Annotated in this window: 15 protein-coding genes and 5 pseudogenes; 8 read left to right on the forward strand and 12 right to left on the reverse strand. The window is 69.8% G+C overall.

Translation table 11 applies throughout. The features are described from left to right. The first annotated feature begins 80 nt into the window (after positions 1–80). Complete coding sequence (locus ABH925_RS31175) at positions 81–1,004, forward strand: alpha/beta hydrolase (RefSeq protein WP_370153418.1); 924 nt, start codon at positions 81–83, stop codon at positions 1,002–1,004. Positions 1,005–1,011: 7 nt separating this feature from the next. Here the strand turns inward: ABH925_RS31175 and ABH925_RS31180 are convergent. Further along, positions 1,012–1,137, reverse strand: a pseudogene (locus ABH925_RS31180) (YbhB/YbcL family Raf kinase inhibitor-like protein); the annotation flags it as partial. Positions 1,138–1,471: 334 nt separating this feature from the next. On the opposite strand from ABH925_RS31180, the gene ABH925_RS31185 reads away from it, so the two are divergent. The 3 genes from ABH925_RS31185 (at position 1,472) to ABH925_RS31195 (ending at position 4,401) form a co-directional block, all read left to right on the forward strand. Continuing rightward, positions 1,472–2,752, forward strand: coding sequence for a sensor histidine kinase (locus tag ABH925_RS31185; RefSeq protein WP_370153420.1), 1,281 nt, complete (start codon positions 1,472–1,474; stop codon positions 2,750–2,752). After that, the gene (locus ABH925_RS31190; RefSeq protein WP_370153422.1) at positions 2,749–3,423 is read left to right on the forward strand and encodes a response regulator; all 675 of its coding nucleotides are present in this window, start codon (positions 2,749–2,751) and stop codon (positions 3,421–3,423) included. The genes ABH925_RS31185 and ABH925_RS31190 overlap by 4 nt, the downstream gene beginning before the upstream one ends. A 441-nt stretch (positions 3,424–3,864) precedes the next feature. After that, positions 3,865–4,401, forward strand: coding sequence for a hypothetical protein (locus ABH925_RS31195; RefSeq protein WP_370153424.1), 537 nt, complete (start codon positions 3,865–3,867; stop codon positions 4,399–4,401). On the opposite strand, the gene ABH925_RS31200 is transcribed toward ABH925_RS31195, so the two are convergent. The 5 genes and pseudogenes from ABH925_RS31200 to ABH925_RS31220 all read right to left on the reverse strand — a co-directional run bounded on the left by ABH925_RS31200 (position 4,315) and on the right by ABH925_RS31220 (position 7,461). Continuing rightward, positions 4,315–4,920, reverse strand: a complete 606-nt coding sequence (locus ABH925_RS31200; RefSeq protein WP_370153426.1) for a hypothetical protein — start codon at positions 4,918–4,920, stop codon at positions 4,315–4,317. The two genes, ABH925_RS31195 and ABH925_RS31200, sit on opposite strands and share 87 nt — an antisense overlap. After that, positions 4,914–5,567 (reverse strand): annotated as a pseudogene (locus ABH925_RS31205) (transposase); the annotation flags it as partial. The pseudogene ABH925_RS31205 and the gene ABH925_RS31200, both read right to left, overlap by 7 nt. 42 nt (positions 5,568–5,609) lie before the next feature. Next, positions 5,610–5,732 carry a hypothetical protein gene (locus ABH925_RS31210; protein WP_370153428.1) on the reverse strand — a complete coding sequence of 41 codons (123 nt, stop codon included), beginning with the start codon at positions 5,730–5,732 and terminating at the stop codon, positions 5,610–5,612. A 338-nt stretch (positions 5,733–6,070) separates the two neighbouring features. Then, positions 6,071–7,084 (reverse strand): M56 family metallopeptidase, encoded by a 1,014-nt coding sequence (locus ABH925_RS31215; RefSeq protein ID WP_370153430.1) that lies wholly within the window; start codon positions 7,082–7,084, stop codon positions 6,071–6,073. After that, positions 7,081–7,461 (reverse strand): BlaI/MecI/CopY family transcriptional regulator, encoded by a 381-nt coding sequence (locus tag ABH925_RS31220; RefSeq protein WP_370153432.1) that lies wholly within the window; start codon positions 7,459–7,461, stop codon positions 7,081–7,083. Before ABH925_RS31220 ends, ABH925_RS31215 begins: the two co-directional genes overlap by 4 nt. Before the next feature lie 139 nt (positions 7,462–7,600). Here ABH925_RS31220 and ABH925_RS31225 point away from each other — a divergent pair. From ABH925_RS31225 to ABH925_RS31240, 4 genes and pseudogenes are all read left to right on the forward strand, one after another. Further along, positions 7,601–8,326 (forward strand): annotated as a pseudogene (locus ABH925_RS31225) (YceI family protein). Positions 8,327–8,697: 371 nt separating this feature from the next. Further along, positions 8,698–11,415, forward strand: coding sequence for an RICIN domain-containing protein (locus ABH925_RS31230; RefSeq protein ID WP_370153434.1), 2,718 nt, complete (start codon positions 8,698–8,700; stop codon positions 11,413–11,415). A gap of 121 nt (positions 11,416–11,536) precedes the next feature. Next, positions 11,537–11,701, forward strand: coding sequence for a hypothetical protein (locus ABH925_RS31235; RefSeq protein WP_370153436.1), 165 nt, complete (start codon positions 11,537–11,539; stop codon positions 11,699–11,701). 267 nt (positions 11,702–11,968) lie between these two features. Continuing rightward, positions 11,969–12,406, forward strand: coding sequence for a hypothetical protein (locus tag ABH925_RS31240; protein WP_370153437.1), 438 nt, complete (start codon positions 11,969–11,971; stop codon positions 12,404–12,406). A 312-nt stretch (positions 12,407–12,718) separates the two neighbouring features. Here ABH925_RS31240 and ABH925_RS31245 read toward each other — a convergent pair whose 3' ends face one another. From ABH925_RS31245 to ABH925_RS31270, 6 genes and pseudogenes are all read right to left on the reverse strand, one after another. Continuing rightward, positions 12,719–13,936, reverse strand: coding sequence for an acyl-CoA dehydrogenase family protein (locus tag ABH925_RS31245; RefSeq protein WP_370153439.1), 1,218 nt, complete (start codon positions 13,934–13,936; stop codon positions 12,719–12,721). 202 nt (positions 13,937–14,138) lie between these two features. After that, positions 14,139–14,747 (reverse strand): annotated as a pseudogene (locus ABH925_RS31250) (alpha/beta hydrolase); the annotation flags it as partial. Positions 14,748–14,916: 169 nt separating this feature from the next. Next, positions 14,917–15,771, reverse strand: coding sequence for an alpha/beta fold hydrolase (locus ABH925_RS31255; protein ID WP_370153441.1), 855 nt, complete (start codon positions 15,769–15,771; stop codon positions 14,917–14,919). 203 nt (positions 15,772–15,974) lie between these two features. Then, on the reverse strand, positions 15,975–16,694 hold the full coding sequence (locus ABH925_RS31260) for an alpha/beta hydrolase (RefSeq protein WP_370153443.1): 720 nt from the start codon (positions 16,692–16,694) through the stop codon (positions 15,975–15,977). Positions 16,695–16,831: 137 nt separating this feature from the next. After that, the gene (locus ABH925_RS31265) at positions 16,832–19,591 is read right to left on the reverse strand and encodes an AAA family ATPase (RefSeq protein ID WP_370153445.1); all 2,760 of its coding nucleotides are present in this window, start codon (positions 19,589–19,591) and stop codon (positions 16,832–16,834) included. 511 nt (positions 19,592–20,102) lie between these two features. Further along, positions 20,103–20,674, reverse strand: a pseudogene (locus ABH925_RS31270) (hypothetical protein); the annotation flags it as partial.

The raw sequence follows: 20,674 nt of genomic DNA on the forward strand, positions 1-20,674 counted from the left end.
CCTCGATCATGGCCCGATTGTTGCACAAGGTGTCCCCCGGGCCACTCCCGGGCCGGGCGGCCCGCTGCGACAGTTGCCCCATGACTACCCCCGCAATCGATCGCGAGATCCAGGCGATCCTGGACGCGACCGACGACCCGTTCCTGCACAACCCCGACTCCATCTTCGCCACCACCGAACGGTTCGCGGCACTGCGCGCCATCCCGGACGTGCCGCAAGACGACCGGGTAGAGGTCCGTGACCACCACACCCACGGCGGGTTGCGCCTGCGCGTCTATCGGACAGCCGGGGCAGAGGTACAGCCGCTGATCCTGCTCCTGCACTCCGGGGCCTTCGTCTTCGGCCGGCCCGAGACGGAGGAGGCACGCGCACTGCGCTACGCCACCGACGTCGGCGCGGTCGTCGTATCGGTGGACTACCGCCATGCTCCGGAACACCCGTATCCCGCTGCCGCCGAGGACGCGTACACCGGCCTGCTGTGGGCCGTCGAGCACGCCGCCGAACTGGGTGCCGACCCGCACCGACTGGCGGTGGCCGGTTGCAGCGCCGGCGGCACGCTGGCCGCGGCGACCGCGCTGCGCGCCCGGGACACCGCCGGACCCGCCATCCGATTCCAATTGCTGATGTACGCGGGGCTCGATGACCGCCTGGCCACGGCGTCAGTGCGCGAATTCACCGACATTCCCGTACTGACCCGCTTCGCCCTCGAACGCGCGTGGGAATACTACGGCCCGGACGGTGCCCCCGACGGATACGCCGCCCCGGCCCGCGCTGCCGACCTCGCCGGCCTGCCGCCGGCCCTGGTCATGGCCACCGAGGTGGACCCGCTCCGTGACGAAAACATCGCCTATGCCGCCCGGCTCAGTGCCGCCGGAGTCAACACCGAACTCGTGCAGGTCCCCGGCGCCGTGCACGGCTTCGATCTGATGTTCGCCCACACGACCATCGGCGAGCGCGGCCTCGCCACACAAGTGCGAGCACTCCGAGAAGCCCTGCGCGTCTGACTGTCCGTCAGGCAGTGGTCCCGGCTGTGGCGGCCAGGACCGAGCGGCCGAGGATGCGGTCGGCCACGGTGAAGCCGAGCACGGCAGGGGTGGCGTCGGCTGGGACGCCGACGGACTCGACGTCGAGGGCGTGGGCCCACCCCGACCCCACCAGCAGCGCCCTCGCCCCGGTTCCCTGACGGCCTATGAGATCTGCCGCCTGCCGGCGATCACCGTAGCTCAGCGGCCACCGGCTCCTGCACCAACGCCCTCCTGCAGCCCAGAGACCGGGGCTTGGTCAGATCATCCCCCGGTCGGCAGACTCCTGCTCTGCCGGGTGACGCCCGTGGTGACGCATGGCCCGACCACCCGGCTCGCTGCGGTTGCGTGTGAGACTTGCAGTGCGCGGATGGCGGGACCTGACCGATGGCGAACGGAGCGCGGGAATGATGAGTACGTGGCCCGGGGCCGGTCCGGGTCGCCGACGGATGTTCGAACGCAGTGACCTGATCGGCGCGGCGGCCATGGTGACCAGCGTGGCCGTGTCGGTGGTCGCGACGCACGGGGGGACCCTCAAGCCGGTCGTCGGCGCGCTCGGGGCCTGCGCCGAGCTGGGGATGCTGCTGAGGCGCCTGATCCTGCCGACTCGACTGGCATGGCTTGGCGTGGCACTGACCATCGGCACCGGCTTCGCCATCATCGGTTTGGCGCCGGGTGGGCTGGGTGAGGTTCCCGTGCTGGTCGGCGCCGCCGTCCTTCCGATGTGTGTCCAGGCCGGGCCGGTACGCAACGCGTGCGTCGCGGTGGTGGCGACCGGCTTCGGCGTCACGGTCATGGTGATCTCAGGCAGCCTGGCCGGTCTGCTGGCCGGTGTCGGCGCCTGGTTCATCTCCGACTCGTCGGTGGGGCACGCCGCTCTCCAGGCCGAGCGGGACCGGGCCGTCGCACTGCTGGCCGAGGTGGAGGCGTCCCGAGCGGCGCGTCAGGAGGCGGCGGCCTTGGAGGAGCGCGGCCGGATCGCCCGCGAAATGCACGATGTGCTGGCGCACAGCCTCGCCGGCCTGTCCATGCAGTTGCAGGCGGTCCGGGCGATCGCCCGCCGGGACGGCGCCCCGGCGACGCTGACCGAGCCGCTCGACCGGGCGGCCGAACTCGCCCGCGACGGGGTGCAGGAGGCCCGCGCCGCGGTGGGCGCGCTGCGCGCCGCGCCGCTGCGGGGCGTGGACGACATCAGGGGGCTGATCGGCGGCTTCCCGGGTGAGGCGCGGCTGCGGATCAGCGGCCGGGCGGGCCGGCTCGCGCCGGAGACGGGGCACGCGGTCTACCGGGCGGTGCAGGAGGCCATGACGAACGCGGCGCGCTACGCCACCGGCAGCGCCATCGAGGTGGACATGGTGTGGGAGGACTGCGAGGTGCGGGTCGTCGTGCGGGACCACGGGCTGCCGGCCGGCCATGGCCCCTCGGGCGTGACGGGCACCGGCACCGGCCTGCGCGGCATGACCGAGCGGATCGAGGCCGTCGGCGGTTCACTGACCGCAGGACCGGCGCCCGGCGCGGCGGGCTGGCGCATCGCGCTGCGCGTGCCGGTCACAGCGACAGACGGGGTGCCGAGCACCGTGAGCACCGCGGAGCCGACCGAGGCGCCGGACGCCCGGAACGGCACGGCGCCGAATCTCGCCGCGGCAGGCGGCACCGGCGGGACAATGGGCGCGCGAACGGATCGGCCGCCGTCGGGGCACCGAGCACGGACAGGGAAGGCGGACGCGTGACGATTCGGGTGCTGGTCGCCGACGACCAGGCGGTGGTGCGCGACGGGGTCGTGCTGCTGCTGACCTCGTCCGAAGACATCGAGGTGGTCGGCCAGGCCGGCGACGGGAACGAGGCCGTGCGGCTGGCCATGGCGCAGCGGCCCGACGTCGCCCTGGTCGACCTGCGGATGCCCGGGCTGGACGGCGCCCAGGTGACGGCCGAGGTGCTCGCGGCGGGCATCGGGGCCCGGGTGCTGATCCTGACGACGTTCGCCGATGACGACGCGGTGATACCCGCGCTACGGGCCGGCGCCGTCGGCTATCTGACCAAGGACGCCACCGGCGAAGCGCTGCTGGCCGCAGTCCGAGACGTGGCGGCCGGCCGCACCGTCCTGGACCCCGCCGTCCAGCGACGGCTCGTCCAACTGGTCGTCAACGGACCGAACTCGCCGGCCCCCACGTCGGCCTCGCTTCCCTCCGAGGCCGAGGGTCTCACCCGCCGGGAGGTCGACGTCGTGCGCCTCATGGCGAACGGTCTCAACAACCGCCAGGTGGCCCGTGAGATGGTCGTCAGCCAGGCGACGGTGAAAACCCACCTCAACCACGTCCTGTCCAAACTGGCACTGGAGGACCGGGGCGCACTGATCGCCTGGGCCTGGCGCTTCGGACTGGTTGACAACACAGGCCAGTAGCGGCCCGATCGACGGCGCTCACGAAGACCGCCGGGACACCGGGCAGCGGTGAGGCCATGGCGAGGGATCCACGCGACGGACCGATCAGGAGCGTCGCTGCGGCGAGTGCACGGTAGGAATAGCGGCAAGGCCACCAACTGTGGCCGTCCCGCGGACTCGGTAACAGACGGCGTCAGCAGTGGCATCGCACGATCATGTCGTCCAGCACGATCTCGACCTCGGCGACCGGTTCGGCCCCGCCGCACACGCGGCGCTCGGCGTCAGGCGATGACCAGACCTGTGATCTGCGTGTTGACTGCCTCGGTGCCAGACGTTCTCACGACGCTGCCGCAGGGCGACCCGTCAGGAGTCCGCTGAGGAGCACGACCCGGCATCGACCTCCACCCGGGTTCCAACCCTGGGTTGAAGGACTCCGGGGCGCGGCAGCGGATGCTCGAGGACATGACGATCACCGACTGGATCATCGACATCGCGCTCATCCTCATCGTCTTGCGCCAGATGCGCGAGGAGCGGCTCACCGCTCGCACGATCCTGCTGCCCCTGGCCATCATCGGCTGGGCCGCCAGCAACTACCTGCACCACATTCCGACCGCCGGCAACGATGTGCCGCTGGCCGTGGTGTTCGCCGGCGTGGGGGTCGTGTTCGGCCTCTTCGGCGGCCAGCTCACCCGTGTCCGCTGCTCCGGCGGGCAGGTGCGGATCAAGGCGTCCCTCAGCGCGGCCGCGCTGTGGGTGGTCAGCATGGGTTTCCGCCTGGGCTTCGCCGTGTGGTCCTCCCACCCCTCCGGCGGCGCCCAAGTCGCCCACTTCTCCGCCGCACACGACATCACCAGCAGCCAGGCGTGGGTGGTGGCCCTCGTCCTGATGGCGTTCGGCGAGGTCGTCGTCCGCCTAGGGACGATCATCGTCCGAGGGCAGCTCGCGCTGGCACGCGCCAACCGCAACGAGTTGGCCCCCCTGCCCGGCGCGTACGTCTGACGTACGGCACGACACGCGCCCCAGCCCGCCGGGTCGGTCGGCGGATGTGTGTCGGTCGAGCCGGGCCAGCAGTTCGTCCAGGCCAGAGGTGGTGAACTTCCACTGGAACGGCTGTGCCGCGGCGTTGTAGCGGTCTTCGAATGTTCGGAGCCGGTTCCTGACCTGGGTCAGGTCCGTGAAGTCGCTGGGTGAGACGTCCTTGCGCTGGACGATAGAGAAGAAGATCTCGATCTGGTTGGTCCAGGAGGCGTGGACGGGGGTGTGGTCCATGAACGGCACGATGCCGGTGGTGGCCTCGCAGCGGCCGAAGACTTTCGCTTGGTGGACGTCGTAGGCGGCCAGGTAGGCCAGGGCGCCGCCGCGGCCGTACTCGTGGTTGACGCGCATCGCCCTGGCCTGCCCGGGGGCCAGGGTCGGGTGGCAGCGGGCCTGGACCGAGGTCTTCCCGTCGCTGGAGACCACGTACTCGTCCGCGCCGAGAGGCTCGCCTTCCCGTAGTGCCAGGCAGCGCGAGAACACATCGGTCCGCGGGAGCCCTCGCGCCAGGTGACCCCGGTGAACGCCTCCCGCCCGGCCGCCACAGCCAGGGCGGACACGGCGGCCGGGGGCTGGCGGTAGCGCGGCTGCGGATGCCGTCCGTTTCCCGACCAGGGCGGGGTGACCGGTTCGGCGTCGCCCGGGTGGACGGTCACATCACTGCGAACCGCCACCACGTACTGCAGCCGACGCGCATCCAGGCCGGCCCGGAACTCGGCGTTCGGCCCGTAGCCCGCATCGGCGACCACCACGGGCGGCACCCGGCCCCAGCCTGCCAGTTCGTCGAGCACATCCAGGGCCGGCCGCCACTTCTCACGGTGCCCGACCCCCTCGGGCACCCCGGTCTTCTCACGCCACGCTTCGTGTCGTCGGCCCGGTCCTGGTTGACGAAACAACCGCCGCTGCAGCGGACAGGACGCGACATCAGTCACCGCGTGCACGCTGACCGCGACCTGGCAGTTCGCCTGCCTGCCCAAGGCGCCGCGGTACTGATGCGCCATCGACATCCGCCCGTCCTTGGGGAACGGGACGTCGTCGATCACCCAGGCATCGGGACCGATCAGCGGCACGATCCGCTCCGCTATCCGCCGCTGCACCGGTACCAGGTCCCACGGGGACCGGAGGGCGAAGGCTGACCCGGCGGTGCTGGGTCGGCCTTCGCCTTGCGGGTGTCAGTGACCGGCGACCGACTGGGCGGCGTCGATGATTGTGTCGGCGACCGTTCCCGGGTGGGTGATCAGGGACAGGTGGCCCGCCTTGACCTCGACCAGGTGGGACCCGGCTCGGTGAGCCATGACGAGCTGCTCGGCCGGTGGGATCACGTGGTCCTGCGTGCCGCACGATGGCCCGGGAGGGGATCGTCTTCCAGGCGGGGACACCGGACTGCTCCGAGCCCGCGCTGACGGCGAACGGCCGCTGGCCGGCAGCCAGCAGGCGCGCCTCAGCCGCCGGGACGCCGTTCGCGAAACAGTTCGCGAAGCCCTTGTAGGCCCCGTCGGGCGCGTACTTCAGGTACGCGTTCAGCGTTCGTGGCACACGACCTGCGTGGGTGAGGGTTTCGGCAGGCGCAACCCGCAGTCCGGGTGCAGGACGGCTGTCTGGCGAGGATACAGGTGTTGGGGCCTTGTGGGGATCAGGTGTTGGTGAGCAGGTCCATGAGTGTGCTGACCGAGGTGCAGTAGGCGGTACACATGGCGATCAGGGCGGGCCCGAGCAGCAGGGCCACCGGTGCGAGCGCGGTGGCGGCGATGGCCAGTAGGGCGCTGGCGGTCGGGCCCGGACCCAGGGGCGGACGGGGTGTCAGTAGTCGCTTGACCCGCTGCGCCGCCGCGCTTTGTGCTGCGGCCAGGGCGGCTCCCGGCATCCGCGCCGGGAGCGGCGTGGTGCGGGGCGCGCTGGCGAGCGCGAAGACCGCCTCGGCGAGGTCGAGGCGGTCTGCGGTGCGGGCCGCGGCGTCATCGGCCAGCAGTTCCAACAGGCGGAGGATCTCCGTTCGCACTGTGGCGAATGCGCCGAGGCGGGGCAGTAGGGCTTCCAGGGCCTGGGCGAAGGTAGCGAGCAGATGGTGCCGTCCGCGAAGATGGGCCCGTTCGTGGGCCAGGACGGCGTGCAGTTGGCCATCGGTCAGTGTCCGCAGGGCCGCCGATGTGACCACGATGCGGGTGCCGCGCCCAGGGAGGCAGTACGCGGCGGCGTCGCAGTGGTCGACGACGACGACCGCCGGCCCGGCACCGTCCAGACGCCGGCCCACGACCCTGACGATCTCCTCATGCTGGTCGCGCTGACGCCGGGCGCGGTACCACGCGACGGCGCACCCGAGCACGATCCGCAGCGTCACTGCGATGGACACCAGCAGGCCCAGCACCAGCATGGCCTGGCCCGGGGGGCCTCCCCCGTGGCGGAGGCCAAGGAGCAACCGGTCGGGGCCGGCAGGGAAAGGCGTCGGCCCGGGCGGGAACAGGACCAGCGGGACCAGCGGTGCGATTCCGGCGAAGACCACGGCGCACAGGAGCGAGCCGGCCAGGCAGATCCAACCCGCGATGGCCACACGCGGCGCCCGCCCGGTCCATGCGGCGCCTTCCAATGCGCCAACCAGCCAACGCGACGCCAGTACCGCGTAGCCGAGCAGCAGCGCCGTCACGATCATGGCTGCTGCGCGTCCCGGGAGCCGGACCTGGCGGCGTCCAGTGCCCGGCGGAGCTCGTCCGCCTCACCGGGGTCCATCCGCTCCACGAAGGCGGCCAGCGCCGTGCTGCGGTCATGCGTCCCGGCAAGCGCCTCGTCCATCAGCCGTGCGATGTAGTCGGCCCGAGAAGCTGTGGCCCGGTAGAGGTAGGCCCGTCCGTCGCGTTGCCGGGTCAGCCATCCCTTGCGGTGCAGGATCTCCATCACGGTCTGCACCGTCGTGTAGGCGGCCGGCCGCTCCGCGTGGAGCGCTGTGACCACCTCCCGCACGCTGACGGCGTCGGTGGCCGCCCATACGCGGTCCATGATCGATGCCTCCAGTTCACCGAACCTTGGCATCCGCACCTCCTCGCATGGACTGACCCGCCTGCCGACTGCCTGCGCGTTTGATCGACGCTAGGTAACGCTACTACAGTCCTAATCAACTTAGGAGATTCGTTTCAGGCTCCGCGCACCCCCGTAGAGAGGCCTCCGCACTATGGCTGCACTCCGCAGACCCCAACACTGGAAGACCTGGCTCATCGGTGGCGTCATTGCCCTGGTGGTCCTGGCTCTGGGCGTCCCCTTCGCCTACATTCACCTCTTCACGAGCAAGGCTCCCGCGGCACTCACGTTGTCCACCGCCGCGCCCTCGCCCGGCAGTTCCGCCACCGGCGGCGGCACCACGCCGGCGACCGGCTCGGTCGCCGGCGCCTGGACAGTCGCCAGGGGATCCGAGGCCGGCTACCGGGTCAGCGAGGTGCTCGTCGGCCAGAAGACGACCGCCGTGGGCCGGACCTCCTCGGTCACCGGAAGCCTGACGATCAGTGGTACAACCCTGAGCGCGGCGACCGTCAACGTGGACCTGCGCACCGTGGCGAGCGACAAGAGTCAGCGCGACGCCCAGTTCCAAGGCCGGATCATGGACACCGCCGCGTACCCGACTGCCACCTTCACGCTGACCAAACCGGTCGACCTGGCCCCCCTGCCCGCTGTGGGCGCCTAGAAGGCCTACACGGCGCAAGGGAACCTGACCATGCACGGGCAGACCCACCCGGTCACCCTGGACCTGACCACCCAGCGGACCGCGTCCGGCGTCGAGGTCGCCGGAAGCATCCAGATCACCTTCGCCACCTGGGGTATCTCCAACCCCAGCTTCGCTCCCATGGTCACCACCGGGAACACCGGGACCATGGAGTACCTGCTGCAGCTCACGCATTCCTGAACGCCGCCCACACGCCCAGCTCCCTGCAGCCGGGTGTCGCAGGGACCTCGAAGCCCCTGCGCCGCATGAGGACCCCGGCTGATCCGGAGGATCGCGTCACCGGGCAGGCCGCGGTCCGCCAGGCCGTCCGGCACGGCGAACCCGAGGCGGCTGCCCTCGCCACAGCCGCGCACCTCGACCCCACCCTTGAGGACCGCACGCCCCTGTCCGGTCCCGGCCCAGGCGGTGCGGTTCGAGGTGAGGAAAGGGTTTCCGCAGGCGCGGCAACCTTTTCCCGCCCAGCGACCACTTAGGGCAAGACCCAGTGATCTGTTCCTGGGTCTGCCAAGTTCACGCGGCTCGTCACGCCGTAGTCAAGGAGATCGTGTTCTATGAGCGACATCAGGGGCCTCCGTCCCTCCCATCGTGCAGGTGACAAGTCCGGGCTGGCCCGCGGTCGTCACCGGCGGCGGTGGAGCGCGACCGTCCTGCTGCTGGGAGTGCCCGCCGTTGTTGGGCCGTACCTGCTGCTGTCCCAGCCACGATCCGAGGCAGCGACGGTCGATACCACCGCGTACTACCGGCTGATATCCGTGCACAGCGGCAAGGCACTGGACGTGGCGGGCTTCTCGACCGCTGACGGCGCCCTGGTCGACCAGTGGACCGATCAGGACACCGCCAACCAGCAGTGGCAGTTGAAGCCCACCGACAGCGGCTTCTACCAACTGGTCAACCGCAACAGCGGCAAGGCGCTGGACGTCACGGGCGCGGCGACCACCAAGGGCGCCACGGTCCAGCAGTCGAGCATCAGCGGTTCCGCCAGTCAACAGTGGAAGATCGGGGACACGGCCGGCGGCGCGGTCACCCTCACCTCGCGCAACAGCGGCGAACTGCTTGACGTCCGACGCCGTTCCCGCGCCGACGGTGCCACGGTCGAGCAGTGGCCCTCCAACGGAGGCGCCAACCAGCAGTGGACACTGGTGAAGGTGTCCGGTACCGGTGCGGCACCCACCGCGTCGTCTTCGCCCTCGTCCTCGGCTTCGACCGCGGCCTCGCCGGGCCCGTACACCTGGCGCAACGCCGAGATCAACGGCGGCGGATTCGTGGACGGCCTGGTGTTCAACCCCAGCCGCAAGGACCTGCTGTACGCGCGCACCGACATGGGCGGCGCCTACCGCTGGGACGCCACGAACAAGAGGTGGCTCCCGCTCACCGACTGGGTCAGCGCCAAGGACTGGACCCTGCTGGGCATCGAGAGCCTGGCCACCGATCCGGTCGATCCCGACCGCCTCTACCTCGCGGCCGGCACCTACACCAACGACTGGTCCGGCAACGGCGCGATCCTGCGCTCCGCCGACCAGGGCAGGACCTTCCAAGGCACCGCCCTGCCCTTCAAGCTGGGCAGCAACGAGGATGGCCGCTCCATGGGCGAACGCCTGGCGATCGACCCGAACCACAACAGCACCCTGTACCTCGGCACCCCCAAGAACGGCCTGTGGCGCAGCACCGACTACGGGGTGACCTGGAGCCAGGTCGCGAGCTTCCCGGTGACCGGCGGCGCCAGCAGCGGGGCCGGCATCTCCTTCGTCACCTTCGACCCGTCCGGCGGCACGAGCAGCACGGGCAGCGACACCATCTACGTCGGAGTCGCCGACAGCGGCACCTCCCTGTACCGCAGCACCGACGGCGGCACCACCTGGCAGACCGTCACCGGCGAGCCCACCGGCCAGTTCCCCCAGCACGGCGTGCTCTCCTCCGACGGCTCCCTGTACCTGACCTACACCAACGCGCTGGGCCCCAACGGCGTGACCGGCGGCTCGGTGTGGAAGTACGTCGCCAAGACCGGGGCCTGGACGAACATCTCGCCCTCCAGCGGCAATTACGGATTCGCCGGGTTGAGCGTCGACGTGGAGCACCCGTCCACGGTCATGGTCGCCACCCTGGACCGCTGGTGGCCCTCCGACGAGATCTACCGCAGTACCGACGGCGGTTCGACGTGGAAGGCGCTGGGTGCCACCTCGGTGCGCGACGACTCCGCCGCACCGTACGAGGGCACCGGCATCGGGAACTGGATCGGCTCGCTGGAGATCGACCCCTTCGACTCCAGGCGTGTGCTGTACGGCACCGGCGCCGGCATCTGGACCAGCACCGACGTCACCGCCGCCGACACCGGCGGCAGCACCCACTGGACCGTGGGCGCACACGGCTTGGAGGAGACCGCCGTCTTCGGCCTGATCGCTCCACCCGGTGGCGCTTCGGTCATCAGCGCGCTGGGCGACGTCAGCGGCTTCCGCCACGACGACCTGACCAAGGCACCGGCCCGCGCGATGAGCCACCCGCTGTTCACCACGACCACCGGCATCGACTTCGCCCAGAGCGTGCCCGCCTTCATCGTCCGGGTCGGCCGCGGCGGAAACCAGAACGGCGCCTACTCCACTGACGGCGGCTCCACGTGGACGCCGTTCGCCTCGGCACCCGTCAGCGGCGCAGCCGGCGGCACGACCGCGGTCTCGGCGAACGGCACCACCCTGGTGTGGACCGCAGCGGGCCAGCTCCCCTACCGCTCCACCGACAAGGGCTCGACCTGGAGCGCCGTGGCCGGGCTGCCGGCCGACGCTGTCGTCGTGGCGGACCGCTGGGCCGCCGGCACCTTCTACTCCCTGTCCGGTGGCACCCTCTACGCCAGCACCGACGACGGCAAGACCTTCAGCGCCCGTGCCACCGGGCTCGGCAGTGGCCAGCTCAAGGCCGTACCGGGCATCGCCCAGGACCTGTGGATCGCGGGCAGCACCAAGGGCCTCCTGCACTCCACCGACGGCGGCGCGAGTTTCACCGCGCTCGGCACAGTCCAAGGCGCCAACGCCGTCGGCTTCGGCAAGGCCGCCCCGGGCGCGAACTACCAGGCTCTCTACCTGGTCGGCACGGTGAAGGACACCTTCGGCGTCTTCCGCTCCACAGACGAGGGGGCCACCTGGGTGCGGATCAACGACGACCAGCACCAGTTCGGCAACATCGACAGCACCGCCGTCGTCACCGGCGACCCGGACGTCTACGGCCGGGTGTACCTCGGCACCAACGGCCGAGGCGTCCAGTACGGCGACCCGTCCTGACCCGCGTGGTCCGTGGGGCGGCTCACTGCGGGCGCCGACCCGCCCCACGGACCACGGCCGAGGGTTACCGTGCGAACAGTCCGCGCCCGAACACAAGAGACTCAAGTCCGGTGCCCTCGGGATGACTGGCGTTGTCTTCACGGTGCTCGCCACCGCAGCACCCATCGCCGCGATGACCGGCAACGTACCCATCGCCATCGCCCGCGGGGCCGGGCGTTGGGGGGCTCCGCACGCGATGGCCAGCCGCCGATCACACACCTGCACCACCGTGGTGGCGCTGTCGTAGCCGCGGTCCAGGTTCACGGGCCGGGAGTCCGGGGCATGCTGCGGGCGGCGTGTCGCATCCGGTGGTTTTGCAGTAGTGCACGGGCGTGGCCGGACCGCAAGGCGCCCGCGACCCGTCGCGACGTCATTTCGTTGTGCGTCTGCGCTGGTCAGGGCCGTGGTTGTCCCAGGTTGTCGGAATCGGGCGGGGTGCTCTGTCCCGGGCGGGGCAGGCGTGTCAGGCTGCGCTGTGCCACATCGGCTACGTCATGATCCGCTAAGGGGAGCCATGAAGCACATGAAGAGGATCGCGACGGCGGTCACCCCACTCGTCCTCGCCGGGGCAGCGCTCGCCGGGGGAGCCAGCGCCGCCAACGCCGCGCCGACCGCGCGGGCCAATGCGACCGACTCCAACGTGTTCAGGTGCACCAGCTCCGCCCCTGAGATCTGCGTCGGCGTCAACTACTACATCACCGACAACTCGATACACGTTGACAATGTGCAGGTCCAGCTGAAGTCCACCGTTTGGAACACCGTCTCCTACGAAGCCACCGGCGCTTACAGCTCCGGCGGATGGACGGATGAAGGACTCGTCGAGCCGATCGGCAACGGCTGGGAGTCGGCCTGGGTGTACGGAGTCAACAGGAACTACAGCCCGGGTTCGCAGTTCTGCGGTCACGCCGCCTACCACTTCAGCCAGGTCAATTCCGTGTGCGTCAGCGTGTGACCATGCACCACTGACTGTGTTGACGACGTCCTGTAGTGCCAATAGCGACGACCAGAACGCCTGACGGTCGCACGCAGGCGAGCGCTCCGCCCCGGTACCCACACTGTGCCGGGGCGGAGCTGTGTCCAGGGTCTGCTCGTCGGCGGGACTCTCCAGGACGCTGATTGTGGAGCTGGTCAAGAAGAACGGTAGGGATGAGGGAGGATGCAGGCGCAGGCACGGTCTCCCGTAGGGATTATGGAAACTCGCCACGGGGCAATCCCCGCAGGCCTGCGCCTACATCGACTGGCCGCGCCTCGGCCGGTGCGTGACTCACAGAAAGGCCGTAGCCTGGTTCGGCACACCAAAGAGCGAACGTGCGTACACATCGCGGCTCAGAGCGTAGGAAATCAGCTGATGCCGGGAAGCAACCTCGATATTCCGCCAAATCTGCTGGACCGGTTCGTCTATTGCAAAACTACTCGAACCGCCGGCGTCGAGAAGTAGACTGATTGCACTGCGGATGTATTCGGCTGCGATTCCGAGATCCATGCGGATGCGTGCTCGATCACCCAGTTGCATGATTGATTCGCCCGTGATGTTGCGTGCAACATCACCCACAGCTCGTTCGGTGTGCAGCTTCGCTGATTCGAGAGAGGCACCCGCATCGCTCACGCTCAGCTGGATGACTGGAGAATCTTCTGCTTTGGCGTAGATCGTGCCATTCAGGGGTTTACCTGCCTTCAAACGCGCCAGCGTGGTTTCAAGCGCGGCCTCAGCCATTCCGATGAGGGGCCCCAGCATCGTTACCGAGCTAAAAGGGATGGGTGGCGCGGAGTAGATGCTTCCACTCGAAAAGCGAGTCGAGTAATCGCCCGCCAGCAGCTTGCTCAGCGAAAGGATGCGATGGTCGGGAACGATGGCCGTGTCGATGACGACGGAGTTGCTGCCAGTTCCTTGCATGCCGGCCACTCGCCAGGTCCGCTCGATGGTCGCGACGGTCATCGGCACCAGCGCCATTCCTCGATCCACGACAACGCCATCAGCATCCACCACCGGCACGCCCAGCAGAGCCCACTGGGCGTGGTCAGATCCGGTCAACGGCTGCCAGCGGCCACTGATCTGAAGTCCGCCTGCGACTCGCACGGCTTTCTGCGCCATACCAAAACCTCCGCAGACCACCGCACGGGGATCATTCCCCCAGACCTCCTTGCGCACCCGGGTGCCCAACAGAGCGGCCAGATAAGAACCGCCGGAAAGCAGCATTGCGGTCCATGCGCTCGATCCGCATCCGTGCGCCAAATGGCGGAACACCTCCGAGGCTGTCGTGATGTCGGCTTCCAGCCCCCCGAACTCGGCAGGCGCAAACAGCGACAGGAACCCCGCCTCACGCAACGCTTCGGCGCTGCGATCAGAGAGCCTGCCCTGCGCCTCTGTTTCGATGGACTCTTCTGCTAGTAGTTCAACCAGGCCCCGGGCGCTCTGCAGCAATTCCCCGGCCGAGGGGCGGCTTTGACTCCATTTGTTGAGCGGCCGCACTGTGGCACCCATAGTCGTCGATCTTCCAATCTCATCCGGACAGTGATTTCGCTACCAGGTCGCACATGAATCGCCTCCCATGGGTCCAGCGGATTCCGCCTTCCCCAAAGATGCACTCCCGGAAAGTGTTTGATTTGCATGCAATGGGCGTGGAAATTGCCTCGCGCGGGGTCTTGTATGCCGTGGAGGTCACGCTGGCTACCTTGCCGCTGCGTCAGCCCGTGTACAGGGCGCTGCGCAGGAAGGTGGTGGCCTGGGCGATGGCGGCCCCGGCGGCGTTGGTGCGACGCAGGGCGTTCAGCATGACGAAGTCATGGACGATCCCCTGGTAACGAACGGCAGTGACGGGGACGCCGGCCCGGCGGAGCTTGCTGGCATAGTCCTCGCCCTCGTCGCGCAGGACGTCGGCCTCGCCGGTGATGACGAGCGCCGGCGGCAGACCGGACAACTGGTCAGTGGTGGCGCGCAGTGGGGAGGCGGTGATCTCGTCGCGCTTCGCGGAGTCGGTGGTGTACTGGTCCCAGAACCACCGCATGCCGTCGCGGCGCAGGAAGTAGCCTTCGGCGAACTGGTGGTAGGAGCCGGTGTCGAAGCTCGCGTCCGTGACAGGGTAGAAGAGGACCTGGGCGCGCAGCGGGACGGTACGGCGCTCCTTGGCCATCAAGGTGAGCGCGGCTGACATGTTGCCGCCGACGCTGTCACCGGCGACGGCGATTCGGGTGGCGTCCAGGCCCTTGCTCGCGCCATAGGTGAGGACCCATTCGGCGACCGTGAAGTTCTGCTCGATGGCGACCGGGTAGCGGGCCGCCGGGGAGAGAGTGAAGAACGGAGCGCTTGCCCAGGGCCTGCGTCCGACGTGTGGGCTCGCTGGATGTTCTGAGTTTCTTTGCTTGCGGACCGAGGTGACGCGCGCAGGCTGGTCACTGAGCTAAAGACTCCGCCCGGATCGACAGGGTCGTCGGGGTTCCCCGCGGGGAACCCCGACGAGAGGTTCAGTGCACCGTTGCCCTGGAGGCTCGCTCGATGAGGGCGGTGACGGGGCCGGGGTTGGTGAACATGATCAGGTGCGGTCCGTCGACCTCGACGGTCTGGGCGTGGGCCCGGTGCGCCATGAAGCGCTCGAGGTCGGGCGAGATGGCGTGGTCTTCCGTGGCGACCATGTACCAGGAGGGGATCGAGGCCCAGGCGGGGGCGCCGGACTTCTGGACGGCGGAGTCGACGCTGAGCGGCCGCTGTTCGGCGGCGAACGCCTCGGCCTCCCACTTCGGCAGCTCGTTGCCGACGAAGACGCTGCTGTACTTGGCGGGGTCGATGGTCAGCTCGGTGCCGGCGGTGCCGTCCGCCTTGGGGTAGGCCGAGGGCATCACCGGGACGGGCGGGATGGGGTGGGCCACGGGCCGGGCGTTGAGGGTGGCCAGCGAGTCGCCCTGGGCGGGTGCGAAGGCGGCGATGTAGACCAGCGCCTTGACGTTCGGGTTGCCGAGGGCGGCGTTGGTGATGACGGCCCCGCCGTAGGAGTGGCCGACCAGGATGATCGGACCCTTGATCTGCTTGAGGTAGCTGGCCAGGTACTGCGCGTCGGAGGTGAGGCCGCGCAGCGGGTTCGGCGGCGCCTGGACGGTGTAGCCGTCCTTCTCCAGACGCTCGGCCACAGGGGTCCAGCCGGAGGCGTCGGCCCAGGCGCCGTGCACGAGCACGACGGTGGGCTTCGCGACCGCGGCGGCCTGCACGGCGGAGTGGGCCGGCCCGGAGTGGACGTCGGCGTTGGCGCTCGGGTTGAAGGCGAGCACCGACGCCGCGACCGCTGCCGCGGCCGCAAGACTGGTGATCATGACATTGCGCTTCATGGTTGCACTCCGATCTTCCAGATGGTGTGAAGGGCTCCCTTGGTCGGAGCCCGTAGCGTGGGCAGCCCACATCGCCGACTGTTCGCGACAGTGGTCACTGGGGGCCCAGGTCGGCAGGGTGGCCGCACGGGGCCGACGAGGACCGTGCGGTGCCACGCGGTTTCGTGATCGAGCGGGCTGGGGAGGTCCGTCCCGAGGCTCGCTCAGGACTTGGCCAGTGCCCGCCGGATGATGTCGGCTGCGGCGGCCGGCTGCGCGATGAACGCGCTGTGGGAGCCGTCGATCTCCTCGACGGTGGAACCCATGCGGCCGGCCATGTAGCGCTGGGCGTCCGGGGGGATGGCATGGTCGTGGCGGGCGACCTGGTACCAGGTGGGGAGGCGCTTCCAGCCGGCGGCGGTGGCGTTCTCGGTGAAGGCGGCCGCCGCGAGCGGGCGCTGGGCCGCGCACATGGCCTGTGCCAGGTTCACGGCGACGTCGGCGCAGAACGTCTCACGGAATCCCGCGGGGTCGATGTACAGGTCGGGGCCGCCGCCGGCTCCGGGCGCGTCGTACAGGGTCGGCCGGACCGTGTCGGCGAGCATGGAAGGCGGGAAGGGCTCCTGCACCGTGGAGCAGCTTTCGCCCTCGTTCAGGCTGAAGGCGGCCAGGTAGACAAGGGCCGTGACGTTGTCGAGCGACGCGGACGCCTGCGTGATCACGGCGCCTCCGTAGGAGTGGCCCACCAGCACGACCGGGCCGTCAATGGCGGCGACCACCGCCTGGATCGCCGCGGCGTCATCGCCCAGGCCGCGCAGCGGGTTCGGCGGTGCGACCACTGAGTGGCCGGAGGCGAGCAACTCGCTGATGACACCAGTGAAACCGGAGGCGTCGGCGAAGGCTCCGTGAACGAGCACGACACTGGACTTGCCCGGGTCGGTCATGGCGATCTCTCCTTCATACACGGAAAAGAGTCACGCTCGGGAACCATCGAAGCTGGCCCTCTTGTGGCGGCTGCCACAATCCCCGGGACGCACCATTACTGTGCTTTGCCGCCTCTGCTTGTCGCATCCCCCGGTGGCTAGTGCCGCTTGTCTGCGACCGGGTGGTCATCACTCAGAACACGGTCGAGTTGGCTGCGCGAGGTGATGCCGAGCTTGGCGAAGACCTTCCGCAGGTGGTACTGGACGGTGTGGGCGCTGATGAAGAGTCGGGCCCCGATCTCCGGGTTGGACAGCCCGTCCCGGGCCAGTCGCGCGATCTGGGTCTCCTGGGCGGTCAGCTCGTTGCCGTCGACGCCGCTGCCCGCGCGTTTCCGAGCGGTCTTCCCGGTGGCCTGCAGTTCCCGGTCTGCGCGTTCCGCGAACCCTTCGATCCCCATGGCGTGGAACATCTCGTAGGCAGCGCCCAGTTGCTCGCGGGCGTCGATGCGGCGGCGCTCCCTGCGCAGCCATTCGCCGTACAGGAGGTGTGCGCGGGCAAGGTCGACGCGCATCCGGGTCCGACCGAGGTGAAGGATCGCCTCCTGGTGCAGCCGCTCGGCTTCCTCGCCCTGGCACAGCAGGGCCTGGGAACGTGCTCGGACGCCGCAGACCCAGTCGGTGCCGCTGCTGTCGGCCATCTCGCTCAGTCGCCCGACGGCGCTGGCGGCGGTCTCGGTGGCTCCGCAGCGGGCCGCGGCCTCGGTCAGCTCGATCAGGGACCAGCACAGCTCGCCGAGGTCCCGGTCGTAGGCGGTGGCGCGCAGCCCTGCAGCCATGGCCTCCTCGTACCGCCCGAGGCCGTTGTTGAGCGTGGCGCGCGCGCAGTTGGCGAAGACGACCCCGGTTCCCTCTCCGCGGTGGGCGGCCTCCTTGAGGGCGGTCTCGATCAGGGCAGTGGCCTGGGGTTCGTCGCCACGCAGGGCCGCGAGGCCCATGGGGCTGTACGGGACGAGGCTGCCGCCGGTCGCGTCCATGACGGTCTGGAGTTCGTCGCACAGCACTGCGGCGGCCGCCAGGTCGCCGGAGAAGCTCAGCATGTAGACGCGTGCGACGAGGGCGAGCGGCAGCTCGCTGAGTGCCCCGGATTCCCGGGCGAGCGTCAGGTACCGGGTGGTGAGCCGGTCGAGGAGTGCGTCGTCCCAGATGCGCATCGCGGTGGTGCAGGCCAGCCACATCCACCGCAGTTCCTCCTCGACCGACATGTCTGGGCCGTAGTCGACCAGGGCTTGGCGCAGGATGGGCACTCCTGCGGCGTAGCCCTGGTGAAGGCCCGCCGCCGTGCCGTCAAGGAGCGCGTCGACGACGTTGGGTGCGCGGCGTGGCGCAGGTGCGGCGGCTGCGGCCCGTGCGGCGTCCAGCACGTCTCCTCCGGCCCCCGCCAATGGGCCGGCGAAGATGGCGGCGATCAGGGCGTCCAGGTAGGTGTCCCGGGCCAGGTCCGGGTCGATGGACTCCAATCGTTTCGCCGCCGCGAGCAGCAGGGCGGGGGCGTCTCCGCCCCGGTCGGCGACGAACGCGAGCTGCGCCCGCATCAGGTCGACGCGGGCACGCCGCAGTTCACTGAGCGACTCGCGTTCGGCCATCACCAGCAGGTCCCTGGCCTCGTCGAAAGCCCCGGCCCGGAGCTTGGCCTCGGCCGCGTCGAGCGCGCGCCTGGCCCGCTCCCCGGCATCGAGCGTGAGCACCGCGGCCTGGCGCAGAAACGCGGCAGCTGCCGACAGGCCACCGCGTGCCTGGGCACGTGCGGCGCGCTGCTCAAGTTCGGCGGCGACGGCGTCGTCCGGACCGGCACAGGCCTGGGCCTGGTGCCAGGCGCGCCGGTCCGGGTCGAGCCGGGGATCGGTCACCTCGGCCAGCGACTCGTGGACGGCGAGCCGCTCCTGTGCCGTGGCCGACTGATAAGTCGCCGAGCGGGCGAGCGGATGGCGGAAGGAGACGCGGGTGCCGAACTCGGCCAGCTGGGCGTTGGCCACCGGCAGTACGGCACTGGCATGGATCCCGAGCAGGGCGGCCGCGCGCCAGACCAGCGCCGAGTCCCCGGTCGGATCGGCTGCTGCCAGCAGGAGCAGCGTCCGGCTCGGGTCCGGGAGCGCCCGCACGCGCCTTTCGTAGGCCTCCTGGATGCTGCCCACGAGCGGTGTGACGGCCGGCAGGTTGAAGCCGCCGGCCAGTTGGGCCGCGGTCAACCCGCGCGGCAGCTCGTGGAGTGCGAGTGGGTTGCCGCCGGTCTCGGCGACGATCTGGTCGCGCACTCTCGGATCGATCGGACCGGTCAGCACCGTGTCCAGCAGCAGGCGCGCGTCCGCCTCCCGCAGGCCGTGGACGATCAGGCGAGGCAGAGCCGCCAGCTCCTCGCTCACCAGGCGGGACCCGAAGACCAGCCCCACGGAGTCGGCCTCCAGGCGGCGTGCGACGAACGCGAGAACGCGCGCGGATGCGTGATCGAGCCACTGAACGTCGTCGACCAGGCACAGCACCGGCTGCTGTTCGGCCGCGTTGGACAGCAGACCGAGCACGGCGAGCGCGATCAGGAAGCCGTCGGGCGCCGGCCCGGCACTGAGGCCGAACGCGACCCGCAGCGCGTCGCGTTGCGGCGAAGGCAGGACGTCCAGCCCGTCCAGGAGTGGAACGCACACCTGGTGCAGGGTCGCGAAGGCCAGCTCCATGTCCGACTGCACGCCGACCGTACGCAGTACCCGGCAGTCGCGGCCCTGGTCGGCCAGGTAGTCCAGCAGCGCGGTCTTGCCGACGCCCGCCTCTCCGTACACGACCAGGGTGCGGCTCTCGCCCGCGTGCGCGACTGCGGCGAGCAGGCCATCGAGGCGAGCGCACTCGCCTTGCCTGCCGATCAGTCCCAAGGCTCCAGGTCGCGCCGTTGAACCGTGACTCATTCTCTTCGAACCTGCGCTTCCCGCTCGCATTCTGTGTGTGCCACCGGCTGAAGGCACCGTCGTGGTGCGCTGGACCCGCCACGGCGCCGAAGACAGCGAACACGGCAACAAGGCACCCTCGCACACGCTGTGCGATATCGCGCCCGATAGGGGCCGACCGGCACGAGCATGTGAGATCTGCCGCGCGAATCATCGAGCCCACGACAGATTCCCGTGCCAGGAGGGCCGCACCGACCCGGCAGCCGCTACCCATCCGATCCTTCCGTCCGCCGCCGAGGACACGGGCGGACGCAGTGAGATGAGCCTGCTCCAGCCTGCCGAGGCCCTGTGACTGCTTGGCGCGGTGCCGCGGGGCCGCATGGTGTTCTCTCAGGAACGCTGCCGTGGATCCGACCGGTTGGCCACATCCTTGACCACGGCAACTGGCCTGCCCCCAGCAAGCAGCATGCGGGCCTCGATTGGTGCGGCGTTCACTTCACTACGGCTGCAGAGACTCTGCGGACCAGGAGATGCCCGTGGCCTGTTCAGTCCATGCCCACAAGCGATTCGCGCTCGCGGCGTCCTGCATGAGCCGAGTGGGTCGCTCCAGCACCGGCAGTCCCTTTGACCGTGCCAGCCGGGGCCCCCATAGCTGACCGCCTTCAACGGCGGGGTCGATCAGCGCCCGCACCGCGGGCCAGGCTGCCGCATGCTTGCCTTGAGCCAGTGGTGACTTGGGCAGTGCCTTGAGCAGGTCCGCCGCCCGGCGTGCGTGGACGGGCGGGCGCGACGGGGTCAGCCCGTCGAGTGCTCCGCCAGGATGGGCGACCAGGCTGGCGACCGTGCTGCCCGCGGACCGCAGCCGCCGGTCCAGCTCCAAGGCGAAGATCATCTGGGCGAGCTTGGACATCTTGTAGACCCTGAAGCCCTGGTACGGGCCGACGGTCGACTCCATGTCATCGAAGCGCAGTTCCTTAGACGCCGTTTTCGTACCGAACTTGATCGACTGTTTTCGCAGGTCAGGTATGGCGTTGTCGTTTGTGCGGAAGAGCTGAGCCATCGGGGATTCTC

This window comes from Streptacidiphilus sp. EB129, assembly GCF_041262645.1.
Classification (GTDB): Bacteria; Actinomycetota; Actinomycetes; order Streptomycetales; family Streptomycetaceae; genus Streptacidiphilus.